A 13,764-nucleotide genomic window follows, 5' to 3' on the forward strand; every position below is an offset into this window, starting at 1 on the left:
GCAAGCCCGCTCCCACATTTGACCGGCGTACACAGGTCAATGTGGGAGCGAGCTTGCTCGCGAAGAGGCCCGCCCAGACGCCGGCGAGTCAAACCTTGGCGCTGACCTCACTCCGATTAACCAACGCCTCAATCGCCCCACTCAAACTCGCCGCTTTCTCACCAATCAACAAATGCCAGACCCCACCTTCCAACGGGCTGACACCCTGGCAACCCAGCTCTTTCAACTGAGCCTCGGACAACGCTTTACCATCGGCCAGTTGCACACGAATACGCGTCAGTGCGATGCAGTCCAGCTGCAGCATATTCTCGCTACCGCCCAACGCAGTCAGCCATTGTTGAGCTTCCGGTGCAGCGACCAATACAGCTTTCGATTCTTCGACCACCGCAGCAGGCGCCGCCGCCAACGCACGCCCCAGCGCTGGCATGGCGAGGCGGATTTCGTCGGCGATGCTGTCGGCCAATGGCCCGACCACCACCTGCAAGCTGCCGCCTTTGCCCGGGCGTACCACGGCCATCGCGCCTAATGCCTTCAAGTCAGCGTCGGAAGCCTTGTTGCGATCAACCATTTCCAGACGCAAACGGGTGGTGCAGGCACCGACAGTCACCAGATTCTGCGCACCACCGAGTGCCTTGATGTAAGCCGCGGCGCGCTCATTCTCGGTGAGAACAGCCTTGTCCGCCGCTGCCACATCCTCACGCCCCGGCGTCTTCAAATTGAAGCGACGAATACAGAAATCAAACACCGCGTAATACACCACGGCGTACGCCAGCCCGACCGGAATCACCAGCCAGCCATTGGTCGAGCGCCCCCAACCCAACACCATGTCGATGAAGCCGCCGGAGAAGGTGAAACCGAGGTGGATGTTCAGCGCATTGGTGATCGCCATCGACAGGCCGGTCAGCAGCGCATGCAGCAGATACAGCAGCGGGGCGAGAAACATGAAGGCGAATTCGATGGGCTCGGTCACCCCGGTCAGAAACGACGTCAGGGCCATCGACAGGAAGATCCCGCCCATGACCTTGCGCCGCTCCGGCAGCGCGTTGCGGTACATCGCCAGGCACGCAGCAGGCAGACCGAAGATCATCATCGGGAACATGCCGGTCATGAACTGGCCGCCCTTTGGATCACCGGCGAAGTAACGCGACAGATCACCCGTCACCAAAGCACCGGTGGTCGGATCAGTGAAGTTGCCGAACACGAACCACGCCATGTTGTTGAGGATGTGGTGCAGGCCGGTGACGATCAGCAGGCGGTTGAACACGCCAAAGACGAACGCACCAATGCTGCCGCTTTCCATCATCAGCGCGCCGAAGGCATTGATGCCGTGCTGGATCGGCGGCCAGATGTAGCCGAACACTACGCCCAGCCCGACGGCGGCGAACCCGGTGACGATCGGCACGAAGCGCCGGCCGCCGAAGAACGCCAGGTACTCCGGCAGCTTGATGTCTTTGAAGCGGTTGTACAGCGCCCCGGCCATCAGGCCGCTGACGATCCCGGCGAGCATGCCCATGTTGATGCTCGGGTCGAGCACCTTGAGCGTGGAGATCATCACCAGGTAACCGATCACTCCGGCCAGGCCTGCGGTGCCGTTGTTGTCCTTGGCGAATCCGACGGCGATGCCGATGGCGAAGATCATTGCCAGGTTGGCGAAGATCACCTGGCCGGCATCGTGAATGATCGCGATGTTCAGCAGGTCGGTGTCACCCAGACGCAGCAGCAAGCCGGCGATCGGCAGGATCGCGATCGGCAGCATCAGCGCGCGGCCGAGGCGTTGCAGGCCTTCGATGAAGAGTTGGTACATGGTGGTTCTCCCTGCTCTTTATAGAGAGCTTGTTGTTAGTGCAGAGGCCAATGCTGGTGGCAGGCGTGACGAACCGCAGCGGCGCTGTTGAGTTTCAACAGGTCGAGGCTGAGGCGTTGGCATTCGGCCTCGTGCAACTGGCGCACGCGATCCTTGATTTCACCGATTTGCACCGGGCTCACCGACAACTCGGTTACGCCGAGGCCGATCAGTACCGGCGTCGCCAGTGGATCGGAGGCGAGGGCGCCGCAGACGCCGACCCAGCGTTTGTGCACCGCCGCACCTGCGCAGGTCATGGCGATCAGCCGCAGCAGCGCCGGATGCAAGGCATCGACCCGAGCGGCCAAACCTGCGTGATCTCGGTCCATGGCCAGGGTGTATTGCGACAGGTCGTTGGTGCCGATGGACAGGAAGTCCGCGTGTTCGGCCAGTTGTTCGGCTTGCAGGGCAGCGGCCGGGACTTCGATCATCACGCCGATTTCCGGGCGCTGATGGATGCCCAACTCCAGGCACAGCGCATCGACCTGTTGGCGGATGTGCAGCAGTTCATCGACTTCGGTGACCATCGGCAACAGGATCCGGCAACGGCGCAGCGGGCTGACCTGCAGCAGTGCGCGCAGTTGCTGATCGAGAATTTCCGGACGGGCCTGAGCCAGACGAATGCCGCGCAGGCCGAGTACCGGATTGGCTTCGGCGGGCAGCGGCAGGTAGTCGAGTTGCTTGTCGCCGCCGACGTCGATGGTGCGGATGATCACCGAGTGCTCGCCCATGGCATCGAGCACGGCTTGATAGGCGGCGCGCTGCTCTTCGACGTCCGGCGCGGTCTGCCGGTCGACGAACAGAAACTCGGTGCGCAGCAGGCCGACGCCATCGGCACCGTTGGCAAAGGCGTCTGCCGCTTCATGGCAGGAGGCAACATTGGCGACCACTTCGATGTGCACACCGTTGCGGGTTTCGGCCGGCAAGTGAGCTTGGGCTTGTTGCGCATCGCGGCGTTGCTGACGGTCCATTTGCGCCTGCTGCACTTCGGTCAGGCGTTCGGTGCTCGGCGCCAGTTCGAGGCGGCCACCATCGGCATCCAGCACCACCGACTGACCTTGCGGCTGATCGAGCAGAGCGGCGCCCAACGCCACCAGGCATGGCAGGCCTTTGCCGCGCGCCAGAATCGCCACATGCGACGTCGCGCCCCCCTCGGCCATGCACAACCCGGCGACACCCTGCGCGCTGAGTTGCAGCAGATCCGACGGCGTCAGTTCATGCGCAGCAACGATGGCGCCGGCCGGCACGTCGTAATGCCAGGCTTCGCCGAGCACGGCGCGCAGCACCCGTTGCTTGAGGTCGCGCAGGTCGTTGGCACGTTCGGCCAGCAGCGCGCTGCCGGTGTGTTGCAGCACTTCGCACTGCACATCGATCGACTGGCTCCACGCGTGGGTCGCCGCTGTGCCTTGGTCGATAGCATGCTGCGCGGCGTCGAGCAGGGCCGGATCTTCGAGCAGTGCCAGATGCGCGGCGAAGATCGCTTCTTCATCGATGTTCTTGTGCTTTTTTGCTTGGGCGAGCGTGGCGTTGATTTCGCCGCGCACCTGATTCAGCGCCGACTCCAGCACCTGCTGTTGTACCCGCGGATCATGACTGCCTGTATCTGCCGGCAGGCTGATCGCATTCAAGCGAAACAGCGGCCCGCCGACCAGACCCGGTGCGGCGCACACACCCTGCAATACACCAGCCTCGGAGGGACGTTTGCGCGGTGTGGCGCTGGCCGGCGCAGCGGCGTGATGATCGTCGGGCAGGGCGGTCGCCAGCGCATTGAGCAAAGCCTGCAGCGCAGCTTCGGCGTCCGGTCCCTGGCAGCTGACTTGCACTTCATCCCGTTCACCGATGGCCAGTCCCATCAGGCCGATCAGGCTGTTGCACGGCGCCGATTGGCCGGCGAAGTGCAGCTGCGACTGGCTATTGAAACCTTGTGCGGTCTGGCGAATCAGTGCCGCAGGACGTGCATGCAGACCGCCACGATGGGCCACCAACACCTGACCCTGAACCGCTGGCCCACCCAGCACTTCAGCATTCGCCGCCGTACTGGTGCGGGCAATGATGTGCAGCAGCGGCTCGCCGACTTTCACCGCTTTGAGCGTGATCGGGCGTACCTGGAAGTCCTGGCTGTTGGTCAGGATCAGCAGGCTGACCAGGCTTTTGCACTGCTGGCCGACCTTGTCCAGGTCGTAGCGCAACAACGGTTGGCCCTTGTCGACCCGCGTGCCTTGCATGACCAGCATCGAGAAGCCTTCGCCGTTCAGTTCGACAGTGTCGAGGCCCAGGTGCAGGAGGATTTCCGCGCCGTTGTCGGCGCGCACGGTCAGCGCGTGGCCGGTGCGGGCGACGTGGATGATCTCCCCGGCGCAGGGCGAGTACAGGGTGTCATTCAACGGGTCGATGGCGATGCCGTCGCCCATCGCGCCACTGGCGAACACCGCGTCCGGGACTTTGGCGAGCGTGAGCACCGGGCCGCTGAGCGGGGCGCTGAGGGTCAGCTCTTTATTGTTGTTGTGCATGGCTCGGTCTCATCGGTTAAATCTCGGTTCGATGTCCCTGTAGGAGCTGCCGAAGGCTGCGATCTTTTGATGTTGTTTTTTGGATCAAAATCAAAAGATCGCAGCCTTCGGCAGCTCCTGCAGGCTTGCTTCAGTTAATGCGTACGGGTCACTTTGCTCAGGTGGCGCGGCTGATCCGGGTTCATGCCGCGGGCCACGGCCAGGCCAGCGGCCATCACGTAGAAGCTCTGGATCGCCAGAATCGGGTCGAGGGCCGGGTGTTCGGCGCGGCTCAGGGTCAGGTCGCGCTCGAGGATGTCGTCCGGTGCCGCGAGCAGCACACGGGCGCCACGTTGACGCATCTCTGCCGCGAGGCTGATCAGGCCGGCCTGTTCGGCACCGCGCGGGGCGAATACCAGCAGCGGGTAATGCGCGTCGATCAGCGCCATCGGGCCGTGACGGACTTCGGCGCTGCTGAACGCTTCGGCCTGAATCGCCGAGGTTTCCTTGAACTTCAGCGCGGCCTCTTGGGCGATGGCAAAACCGGCGCCACGGCCGATGACCATCAGCCGTTCACAGTCGCGCAAGGCGTCGATCGCGCTGCTCCAGTCCTGTTGCGCCGCGTCGCGCAGTCCTTCGGCCAGGGCGTTGTGCGCTTCCAGCAGTTCGCGGTCTTCTTTCCAGTGCGCGATCAGGCGGGCGCTGGCGCTGAGGGTGGCGATGAAACTCTTGGTCGCGGCGACGCTGCTTTCGGTGCCGGCGAGCAGCGGCAAGCTGAATTCACATGCGGCTTCCAGTGGCGAATCGGCGGCATTGACCATCGATACGCTCAGCGCGCCACGCTTGCGCAGCAGACGCAGGCTGTTGACCAGATCCGGGCTCTGCCCCGATTGCGAGAACGCGAACGCCACCTGACCGCTGACCTTCAACGGTGCCTGCTGCATGGTCACCACCGACATCGGCAACGACGCCACCGGCACACCCAGTTGCTGCATGGTCAGGTAGGCGAAGTAGCTCGCCGCGTGGTCGGAACTGCCGCGCGCGACGGTCATTGCCACTTGCGGCGGCTGACGGCGCAGGCGTCCGGCGATCTCGATCATCTGCGGGTCGAGCTGTTGCAGTTGGGCTTGCACGGCCTCGAACGAGGACAGCGCCTCTTCAAGCATTTTTGAAGTCAATGTCTTCTCCTTCGACCATGACGGCGGTCAGTGTGAGTGAGCGATCCAGCCGCACGCAGTCGGCCCAGGCGCCCGGTTGCAGGCGCCCGCGTTCGGTGATGCCGAGGTAGTCGGCGGGGAATTGCGAAAGACGTTGCGAGGCTTCGGCGATCGGCAAACCGATCTTCACCAGGTTGCGCAGGGCCTGATCCATGGTCAGGGTGCTGCCGGCCAGCGTGCCGTCGGGCAGGCGCACGCCGCCCAGGCATTTGGTCACGGTGTGGCTGCCGAGCTTGTATTCACCGTCGGGCATGCCGGCGGCGGCGGTCGAATCGGTGACGCAGTACAGGCACGGGATCGAACGCAGGGCCACGCGGATCGCACCGGGATGCACGTGCAGCAAGTCCGGAATCAGTTCGGCGAATTTGGCGTGGGCCAGCGCGGCGCCGACGATGCCCGGCTCGCGGTGATGCAGCGGGCTCATGGCGTTGTACAAATGGGTGAAGCTGGTCGCGCCGGCATCGAGGGCGGCGACGCCTTCCTCGTAGCTGCCGAGGGTGTGGCCAATCTGCATGCGGATGCCGCGGCTGCTGAGTTCGCGGATCAACCCGTCGTGGCCGGCGATTTCTGGGGCGATGGTGATCACCCGGATCGGCGCCAGCGCCAGGTACTCCTCGACTTCGTCCATCAGCGCGGTGTGGGCGAAATTCGGTTGCGCGCCGAGTTTGCCGGGGTTGATGTACGGGCCTTCGAGGTGTACGCCGAGGACGCGGGCGGCACCGTGCGGACGCTGTTCGCAGAACTCGCCGACCTCTTTCAGCACGCTGGAAATCTCGGCACTCGGCGCGGTCATGGTAGTGGCCAGCAGCGAAGTGGTACCGAAACGCACGTGGGTTTTGGTGATGGTTTCGAAGGCGCTGGCGCCTTCCATGATGTCTTTGCCGCCACCGCCGTGGACGTGCAGGTCGATGAAACCCGGCAGCAGGTACGGCAGGTCATTGTCGGCCGGATCGCAGGGCACGCCTTCGACCGACACGACTTTGCCGTGTTCGTGGATCAGCCGGCCGCGAACCCAGCCGTGAGCGGTGAGGATGTTGTCTTCGGACATTTTGCTTCTCTCGTTTGGCCTGGCTGCCGGTCAGCGGCGAAGCTCTGCAACAAAGTCGTAGTAGTCGTTGCGGCAATAGGTGTCGGTGACTTCGATCGGCGTGTTGTCTTCCAGGTAGCCGACCCGGGTCATCAGCAGCATGGCGGTGCCGGGGGCGATGCCGACCAGTGCGGCGAACTCGTCCGAGGCGTTGATCGCCTGGATGTGCTGCAGGGCGCGGACGATCGGTTTGCCGATGCCGTCGAGGTACTCGTAGAGCGAATCGCCGACCAGGTGCGGCTTGGGCATGATCGAGGCGGGCAGGGTGCTCATCTCGATGGCCATCACCGTGTCGTCGGCCTTGCGCAGGCGTTTCATGCGCGCCACCTTGTCGTTCGGCGACAGGCTCAGGCGGATCAGTTCTTCGTGAGTCGGCAGGGTGATTTCGCGCTCCAGCCACTGCGAGCTGGGGACGAAACCCTTGAGGCGGAGCATTTCGCTGAAGCCCGAGAGGCGTGACAGCGGTTGTTCCAGGCGTGGGGTGATGAAGGTGCCGGAACCTTGCAAGCGGCGGATCAGACCTTGATCGAGCAACACCTCCAGCGCCTTGCGCGCGGTGACCCGGGAGATCCCGAGTTGCTCGCTGAGGTTGCGCTCGGAGGGCATGGCCTGCTCGGCCTTCCACTGCCCGGAATGGATCGCCGATTCCAGATTGCGCGCTAGCTGCAGGTACAGCGGCGTCGGCTGGGAGTCATCTGGGCGTAGGGCCTGGAGGTCGTTCATGTAGGTCATTTCCGACGCGAGTATAGGATTGTTGTGGCTCGCTTGTGGGGCGGAAATTAATACCACTTGAATACCATGTCAACGCAGTGAATTGGCGTGTAGCCCAATGAAATGGCGGGTTTCGGGGTTTGTGGTTTTAAGTGGTATTAGGGGTGGGCTGTAAAAAACAAAAGATCGCAGCCTGCGGCAGCTCCTACAGTGGGAAGTGGTATCAACCCTGTAGGAGCTGCCGCAGGCTGCGATCTTTTGATTTATTTTTTTTCTGGTGACCAGTGGTCGCTGGTTAAGGACGAATCTCGATCATCGTGCCGTCCGGCACCAGACCCCAGACTTCACGCATGTCCATGTTGCGCATGGCGATGCAGCCGTCGGTCCAGTCCAGGGTGTGGAACAGGTCTTCGGGGGTTTCTTCCGAATCCGGCGTGCCGTGAATCATGATCATCCCGCCAGGCTCGACGCCTTCGCGGCGGGCACGGGCCGAATCGCTGATGTTCGGGTAGGAAATGTGCATCGCCAGGTTGAATTTCTCGCTGACCTTGCGCCAGTCGATCCAATAGAAACCTTCCGGCGTGCGCTTGTCGCCTTCAATCAGTTTCGGCCCCTTTTTCGCGCCCTTGCCCAAGGAAATCCGATAGGTCTTGATCGGTTTGCCGTCGGCAATCAACTGCAGTTGATGCGCCGATTTGAGCACCAGGATTTTTTCGATCAGCGGGGTGTTCGATGGCGTCACGGTGGTCACGAAGGACGCTTGGGAGACTGAGACGAATGACAGGCAAAACAGAGCAAACAACCAGCGCATTGAAACAATTCCCCAAAGAATGACGCAACGTTAAGTGTAGGAGCTGCCGAAGGCTGCGATCTTTTGATCTTTTGATCTTTGGATTTTTTGAGTCAGCTAATGGCAGGCTGAGCCAGCGGCGGAATCGATTCGGAGCGAACCGGGTAGGTTTCGGCGCGGCGGTCAGCGAAGAAGCATTCTAAGGTACGCCCCACGGTGCGGAAAGCCAGCTCGTCCCAGGGAATGTCGGCTTCGTCGAATAGTTGCACTTCGAGGCTTTCGGGGCCGGCCGCGAAGTCCAGGTCGGCCAGTTCGGCGCGAAAGAACACATGCACCTGGCTGATGTGCGGCACATCGATCAGGGTATAGATGCTCAGATTGCGCACTCGGGCGCAGGCTTCCTCGGCGGTTTCGCGGATCGCGGCCTGTTCGATGGTCTCGCCGTTTTCCATGAAGCCGGCGGGCAGCGTCCAGTAACCCAGGCGTGGTTCGATGGCACGGCGGCAGAGCAGCACCTGGCGACCCCAGGTCGCGACGCAACCGGCGACGATATTGGGGTTTTGATAGTGAATGGTCTGACAGCTGTCACAGACAAATCGCAGTCGCGAGTCGCCTTCGGGAATGCGCTGGGTCACCGGGTTGCCGCACTGGCTGCAAAATTTCATGCTGGGGTTCCTGAATGCTGCGCCTATCTTGGCGTGCAGCGGTGCCGGTCGGCAAGTTGTCGTTTCGCGACATGGCCCGGCGAAGGGCTTGGGCGGCTGCAATGATTGGTGCATGATGCAGGGTAAGGCACAGATCGAGAACACTCATGCTGGACGAGCTACTGCATAGGGTAAGCAACCACACACCGCGCACGCTGGAGACCGATAAACGTTTCCCCGAGGCCGCTGTTCTGGTGCCGATCACCCGCAGTGACGAGCCCAAGCTGGTACTGACCCTGCGGGCCAGCGGCCTCTCGACCCATGGCGGCGAAGTGGCCTTTCCCGGCGGTCGCCGCGACCCGGAAGACCCTGACCTGATTTTTACCGCGCTGCGCGAAGCCGAAGAAGAAATCGGCCTGCCACCGGGGCTGGTTGAGGTGATCGGCCCGCTCAGCCCGCTGATCTCCCTGCACGGCATCAAGGTCACGCCGTATGTCGGGGTGATTCCCGACTTCGTCGAATACCAGGCCAACGATGCCGAGATCGCTGCCGTCTTCAACGTGCCGCTGGAGTTCTTCCGTAAAGACCCGCGGGAACACACGCATCGTATCGATTACCAGGGCCGCAGCTGGTATGTGCCGAGTTATCGCTACGGCGAATTCAAGATCTGGGGTTTGACCGCTATCATGATTGTCGAACTGATCAATCTGCTCTATGACGAACAGATCAGCCTGCATCATCCGCCCAAAAGCTATATCAACACCTGAAGCCATCGCTCGAATGGCCCGTCATCGTGAGCCCTGAGGAAAACAAGATGAAATACCGCCTGGGCGACGCCCGCGTCGACACCCATCCGCAGAGCTGGGTTGCACCCAATGCCGTGCTGGTGGGCAAGGTCAGACTCGAAGAGGGCGCCAACGTCTGGTTCAACGCCGTGCTGCGCGGCGACAACGAGCTGATCCTGATCGGCAAAAACAGCAACGTCCAGGATGGCACGGTGATGCACACCGACATGGGCTTTCCGCTGACCATCGGCACCGGTGTGACCATCGGCCACAACGCCATGCTGCATGGCTGCACCGTTGGCGACTACAGCTTGATCGGCATCAACGCGGTGATCCTCAACGGCGCGAAAATCGGCAAGAACTGCATCATCGGCGCCAATTCGCTGATCGGCGAAGGCAAGGAAATCCCCGATGGCTCGCTGGTGATGGGGTCGCCGGGCAAGGTCGTGCGCGAACTGACCGAGCCACAGAAGAAAATGCTTGAAGCCAGCGCCGCGCACTATGTGCACAATTCCCAGCGCTATGCGCGTGATCTGGTAGAGCAGGAAGAATGAGCACGCCCGAAAGACCGGTTGCCTCGCCGTGCGTGAATATCTGTGCGCTGGATGAGGACGATATCTGCACCGGTTGCCAGCGCACGGTCGCGGAGATCACCCGCTGGGGCCGCATGACCAACGACGAGCGGCGGGTGGTGCTCGGCTTGTGTCATGAACGGGCGAAGGCGAGTGGGTTGGTGTGGATGATCCCGGCCAAGCGCTGATGGATCGGCTGAACAGCTTTTGTGGCGAGGGAGCTTGCTCCCGCTGGGCTGCGCAGCAGACCTCGCTTTTCAAGATCAAGAGAGGGGCCGCTTCGCGCCCCAGCGGGAGCAAGCTCCCTCGCCACAGATAAGTCGCTTGGCTCGACGGTTGTATACAGTTCACTTGCCGACTTGGCCGAACTCTCCTCCTCAAGTAACCTGTGCGCCAATCTGACAGGTCACCGCCATGATTTTCCTCATCGCCTACATCAGCAGTGTCGTGCTGATCAACTTCGCCTTCTCCACCGCGCCACACCTGGACATCATCTGGTCGGCCTGGGGCGGATTGGTGTTTGTGTTGCGCGACATGGTGCAAACCCGTTTCGGCCACGGTGCCATCGTGGCGATGCTGGTGGCGCTGGTGTTGTCCTACGTCACCTCGGATCCTTCCATCGCCCTGGCCAGCGCCACGGCGTTTGCGATCTCCGAGTGCATCGACTGGCTGGTCTTCAGCATCACCAAACGGCCGCTGCGGGATCGCCTGTGGATCAGTTCGGCGCTGAGCATTCCCCTCGATACCTTCATCTTTTTCGGCATGATCGACCTGATGACGCCACCGGTGATCATCACGGCATTGGCCTCGAAGTTCGCGGGTGTTACTGCCGTCTGGCTGATCATGGCCTGGCGCGAGCGCAAACAGGCTGTCGCCAGCTGAGCCAAACCCTGCGGTTCATGTAAAATGCCGCGCTTTCTCCCCATGGAAAGCGCGTCTGGCGTTGCTTTCCTCGATGATCCGCTTCTTTGAGGACCTGAGATGACCCGTATCGGAACTCCATTGTCGCCGACCGCGACCCGCGTATTGCTGTGTGGCTGTGGTGAGTTGGGCAAGGAAGTGGTGATCGAGCTGCAACGCCTGGGCGTTGAAGTGATTGCCGTCGACCGTTACGCCAACGCGCCGGCCATGCAGGTGGCGCACCGCAGCCACGTGATCAACATGCTCGATGGCGCCGCGCTGCGTGCAGTCATCGAAGCCGAGAAGCCGCACTTCATCGTGCCGGAAATCGAAGCCATTGCCACCGCCACCCTGGTCGAACTGGAAGCCGAAGGCTTCACCGTGATCCCGACCGCCCGCGCCGCGCAACTGACCATGAACCGCGAAGGCATCCGTCGCCTGGCCGCTGAAGAGCTGGATCTGCCGACCTCGCCGTACCACTTTGCCGACACGTTCGAGGATTACAGCAAAGCCGTTCTGGACCTGGGCTTCCCATGCGTGGTCAAGCCGGTCATGAGTTCGTCGGGCAAAGGCCAGAGCTTGCTGCGCAGCGCCGATGATGTGCAGAAAGCCTGGGATTACGCGCAAGAGGGCGGTCGCGCCGGCAAAGGTCGGGTGATCATCGAAGGCTTCATTGATTTCGACTACGAAATCACCCTGCTGACCGTGCGCCACATCGGCGGCACCACGTTCTGCGCACCGGTCGGTCACCGTCAGGAAAAGGGCGACTATCAGGAATCCTGGCAGCCGCAGGCCATGAGCCCGATTGCTCTGGCTGAGTCCGAGCGGGTGGCCAAAGCCGTGACCGAGGCGCTGGGTGGTCGCGGGTTGTTCGGCGTCGAGTTGTTCATCAAGGGTGATCAGGTGTGGTTCAGCGAAGTCTCGCCGCGCCCGCATGACACCGGTCTGGTGACCCTGATTTCTCAGGACCTGTCGCAGTTCGCCCTGCACGCCCGCGCCATTCTCGGTCTGCCGGTGCCGCTGATCCGTCAGTTCGGCCCATCCGCTTCGGCGGTGATTCTGGTCGAAGGGCAGTCGACCCAGACCGCGTTCGCCAACCTTGGCGCAGCGCTGAGCGAGCCGGATACCGCACTGCGGCTGTTCGGCAAGCCTGAAGTCAACGGTCAGCGCCGGATGGGCGTGGCGTTGGCGCGGGATGAGTCGATTGAGGCGGCTCGTGCCAAGGCGACCCGTGCGGCTCAGGCTGTTGTTGTAGAGCTGTAAACCGAGGCGCGGCATTCGCGAGCAAGCTCGCTCCCACAGGTTCGGCGGTGTTCACAAATTTTGTGTACTGCGCGGACACTGTGGGAGCGAGCCTGCTCGCGAAGCTTTTGATCTTCCGTCAGGCAACCTGATTCAGATCGTTATTGCGCGTTTCCTTCAGGCACAGCACAGCAATCAAGCTGAGCACCGCTGCCGCCGACACATTCCCGCCGACATAACTCAAACCGCCCATCGCCACCAGTTTCTGCGCAAAGAACGGTGCCGCCGAGGCGCCGACGATGCCGCCCAGATTGTAGGCCGCCGATGCGCCGGTGTAGCGCACGTGGGTCGGAAACAGTTCCGGCAGCAGCGCGCCCATCGGGGCAAACGTCACGCCCATCAGGAACAGCTCAATGCACAGGAACAGTGCCACGCCCCAGGTCGAGCCCTGTGTCAGCAACGGCTCCATCAGGAACCCGGACAGGATCGCCAGCACACCGCCGACGATCAGCACCGGTTTGCGTCCGTAACGGTCGCTGGCCCAGGCGGACAACGGTGTAGCCGCGGCCATGAACAGCACGGCAAAACACAGCAGCCCAAGGAACGTCTCACGGCTGTAGCCGAGGGTGGACACACCGTAGCTCAGGGAAAACACCGTCGAGATGTAAAACAGCGCATAGCACACCACCATAGACGCTGCGCCGAGCAGGGTGGGCGCCCAGTACTGGCTGAACAGCTCGACCAGCGGCACTTTCACTCGTTCCTGACGGGCAATCGCGTTGGCGAACACCGGCGTTTCGTGAAGCTTGAGGCGTACATACAGACCGACCATCACCAGCACTGCGCTGAGCAGGAACGGAATCCGCCAGCCCCAGCTGCGGAACTGCTCGTCATTGAGGGTCATGGCCAGGGTCAGGAACAACCCATTGGCCGCGAGGAAACCGATTGAAGGCCCCAGCTGCGGGAACATGCCGAACCACGCCCGCTTGCCCTTCGGCGCATTCTCGGTGGCCAGCAACGCCGCGCCACCCCATTCTCCGCCTAGCCCCAACCCCTGACCGAAACGCAGCACGCACAGCAGAATCGGGGCCCAGGCGCCAATGCTGTCGTAACCCGGCAGCGCCCCGATCAGGGTGGTGCACACGCCCATCAGCAAGAGTGAAGCGACCAGCGTCGATTTGCGCCCGATGCGGTCACCGAAGTGGCCGAACAATGCTGAACCCAGGGGGCGGGCGAGGAAGGCGATGCCGAAAGTGAGAAACGCCGAGAGCATTTGCGCGGTGCCGGACGTCTGTGGAAAGAACACCGGTCCGATCACCAGTGCGGCAGCAGTGGCGTAAACGTAGAAGTCGTAAAACTCGATGGCGGTGCCGATGAAGCTCGCCGTTGCCACGCGGGTGGTGGAGTTGGTCGGCTGGGCAGGCGCGGTGGCGCTGTAAGCGGTACTGGTCGTCATGCGGTGATCCCTGACAGTCATGAGCTCC

Annotated in this window: 13 protein-coding genes; 5 read left to right on the forward strand and 8 right to left on the reverse strand. The window is 62.3% G+C overall.

From position 1 onward, the window contains the following. Positions 1-88: 88 nt before the first annotated feature. The 7 genes from nagE to AC193Q_RS25305 all read right to left on the reverse strand — a co-directional run bounded on the left by nagE (position 89) and on the right by AC193Q_RS25305 (position 8,802). A complete protein-coding gene (nagE, locus tag AC193Q_RS25275) occupies positions 89-1,804 on the reverse strand; it encodes an N-acetylglucosamine-specific PTS transporter subunit IIBC (protein WP_483878948.1) in 1,716 nt (571 codons plus the stop codon). Between the two features lie 35 nt (positions 1,805-1,839). After that, the gene (gene ptsP / locus AC193Q_RS25280; protein WP_483878949.1) at positions 1,840-4,353 is read right to left on the reverse strand and encodes a phosphoenolpyruvate--protein phosphotransferase; all 2,514 of its coding nucleotides are present in this window, start codon (positions 4,351-4,353) and stop codon (positions 1,840-1,842) included. A 134-nt stretch (positions 4,354-4,487) separates the two neighbouring features. Next, positions 4,488-5,498, reverse strand: coding sequence for an SIS domain-containing protein (locus AC193Q_RS25285; RefSeq protein WP_047292722.1), 1,011 nt, complete (start codon positions 5,496-5,498; stop codon positions 4,488-4,490). Then, positions 5,491-6,597 carry an N-acetylglucosamine-6-phosphate deacetylase gene (gene nagA / locus AC193Q_RS25290; protein WP_121183835.1) on the reverse strand — a complete coding sequence of 369 codons (1,107 nt, stop codon included), beginning with the start codon at positions 6,595-6,597 and terminating at the stop codon, positions 5,491-5,493. The genes AC193Q_RS25285 and nagA overlap by 8 nt, the downstream gene beginning before the upstream one ends. Positions 6,598-6,627: 30 nt before the next feature. Beyond that, on the reverse strand, positions 6,628-7,359 hold the full coding sequence (locus AC193Q_RS25295; protein WP_027610964.1) for a GntR family transcriptional regulator: 732 nt from the start codon (positions 7,357-7,359) through the stop codon (positions 6,628-6,630). Between the two features lie 283 nt (positions 7,360-7,642). Beyond that, entirely contained in the window at positions 7,643-8,158 is a 516-nt protein-coding gene (locus AC193Q_RS25300) for a L,D-transpeptidase family protein (protein ID WP_041063109.1), read from the reverse strand. 92 nt (positions 8,159-8,250) lie between these two features. Beyond that, entirely contained in the window at positions 8,251-8,802 is a 552-nt protein-coding gene (locus AC193Q_RS25305; RefSeq protein ID WP_047292729.1) for an NUDIX hydrolase, read from the reverse strand. A gap of 146 nt (positions 8,803-8,948) precedes the next feature. On the opposite strand from AC193Q_RS25305, the gene AC193Q_RS25310 reads away from it, so the two are divergent. The 5 genes from AC193Q_RS25310 (at position 8,949) to purT (ending at position 12,301) form a co-directional block, all read left to right on the forward strand. Continuing rightward, positions 8,949-9,548 (forward strand): CoA pyrophosphatase, encoded by a 600-nt coding sequence (locus tag AC193Q_RS25310; RefSeq protein WP_483878950.1) that lies wholly within the window; start codon positions 8,949-8,951, stop codon positions 9,546-9,548. Between the two features lie 47 nt (positions 9,549-9,595). Beyond that, positions 9,596-10,120 (forward strand): gamma carbonic anhydrase family protein, encoded by a 525-nt coding sequence (locus AC193Q_RS25315; protein WP_047292730.1) that lies wholly within the window; start codon positions 9,596-9,598, stop codon positions 10,118-10,120. Continuing rightward, positions 10,117-10,326: a DUF1289 domain-containing protein gene (locus AC193Q_RS25320; RefSeq protein WP_064586112.1), complete on the forward strand. Its 210-nt coding sequence runs from the start codon at positions 10,117-10,119 to the stop codon at positions 10,324-10,326. Before AC193Q_RS25315 ends, AC193Q_RS25320 begins: the two co-directional genes overlap by 4 nt. A gap of 226 nt (positions 10,327-10,552) precedes the next feature. Next, positions 10,553-11,020 carry a preQ0 transporter gene (locus tag AC193Q_RS25325; protein WP_086792211.1) on the forward strand — a complete coding sequence of 156 codons (468 nt, stop codon included), beginning with the start codon at positions 10,553-10,555 and terminating at the stop codon, positions 11,018-11,020. 99 nt (positions 11,021-11,119) lie between these two features. Further along, positions 11,120-12,301 (forward strand): formate-dependent phosphoribosylglycinamide formyltransferase, encoded by a 1,182-nt coding sequence (purT, locus tag AC193Q_RS25330; RefSeq protein ID WP_047292735.1) that lies wholly within the window; start codon positions 11,120-11,122, stop codon positions 12,299-12,301. 118 nt (positions 12,302-12,419) lie between these two features. Here purT and AC193Q_RS25335 read toward each other — a convergent pair whose 3' ends face one another. Then, positions 12,420-13,736, reverse strand: coding sequence for an MFS transporter (locus tag AC193Q_RS25335; RefSeq protein ID WP_121183839.1), 1,317 nt, complete (start codon positions 13,734-13,736; stop codon positions 12,420-12,422). Between the last annotated feature and the right edge of the window lie 28 nt (positions 13,737-13,764).

This window comes from Pseudomonas sp. F2 (assembly GCF_057174385.1).

Excerpts from the sequence above, each read along its gene's own strand:
- AC193Q_RS25320 (WP_064586112.1), top strand. The coding sequence starts at position 10,117 with ATGAGCACGCCCGAAAGACCGGTTGCCTCGCCGTGCGTGAATATCTGT.
- AC193Q_RS25305 (WP_047292729.1), bottom strand. The coding sequence starts at position 8,802 with ATGAAATTTTGCAGCCAGTGCGGCAACCCGGTGACCCAGCGCATTCCC.
- nagE (WP_483878948.1), bottom strand. The coding sequence starts at position 1,804 with ATGTACCAACTCTTCATCGAAGGCCTGCAACGCCTCGGCCGCGCGCTG.
- AC193Q_RS25315 (WP_047292730.1), top strand. The coding sequence starts at position 9,596 with ATGAAATACCGCCTGGGCGACGCCCGCGTCGACACCCATCCGCAGAGC.
- AC193Q_RS25300 (WP_041063109.1), bottom strand. The coding sequence starts at position 8,158 with ATGCGCTGGTTGTTTGCTCTGTTTTGCCTGTCATTCGTCTCAGTCTCC.
- AC193Q_RS25310 (WP_483878950.1), top strand. The coding sequence starts at position 8,949 with ATGCTGGACGAGCTACTGCATAGGGTAAGCAACCACACACCGCGCACG.
- AC193Q_RS25325 (WP_086792211.1), top strand. The coding sequence starts at position 10,553 with ATGATTTTCCTCATCGCCTACATCAGCAGTGTCGTGCTGATCAACTTC.
- ptsP (WP_483878949.1), bottom strand. The coding sequence starts at position 4,353 with ATGCACAACAACAATAAAGAGCTGACCCTCAGCGCCCCGCTCAGCGGC.
- AC193Q_RS25295 (WP_027610964.1), bottom strand. The coding sequence starts at position 7,359 with ATGAACGACCTCCAGGCCCTACGCCCAGATGACTCCCAGCCGACGCCG.
- purT (WP_047292735.1), top strand. The coding sequence starts at position 11,120 with ATGACCCGTATCGGAACTCCATTGTCGCCGACCGCGACCCGCGTATTG.
- AC193Q_RS25285 (WP_047292722.1), bottom strand. The coding sequence starts at position 5,498 with ATGCTTGAAGAGGCGCTGTCCTCGTTCGAGGCCGTGCAAGCCCAACTG.
- nagA (WP_121183835.1), bottom strand. The coding sequence starts at position 6,597 with ATGTCCGAAGACAACATCCTCACCGCTCACGGCTGGGTTCGCGGCCGG.
- AC193Q_RS25335 (WP_121183839.1), bottom strand. The coding sequence starts at position 13,736 with ATGACGACCAGTACCGCTTACAGCGCCACCGCGCCTGCCCAGCCGACC.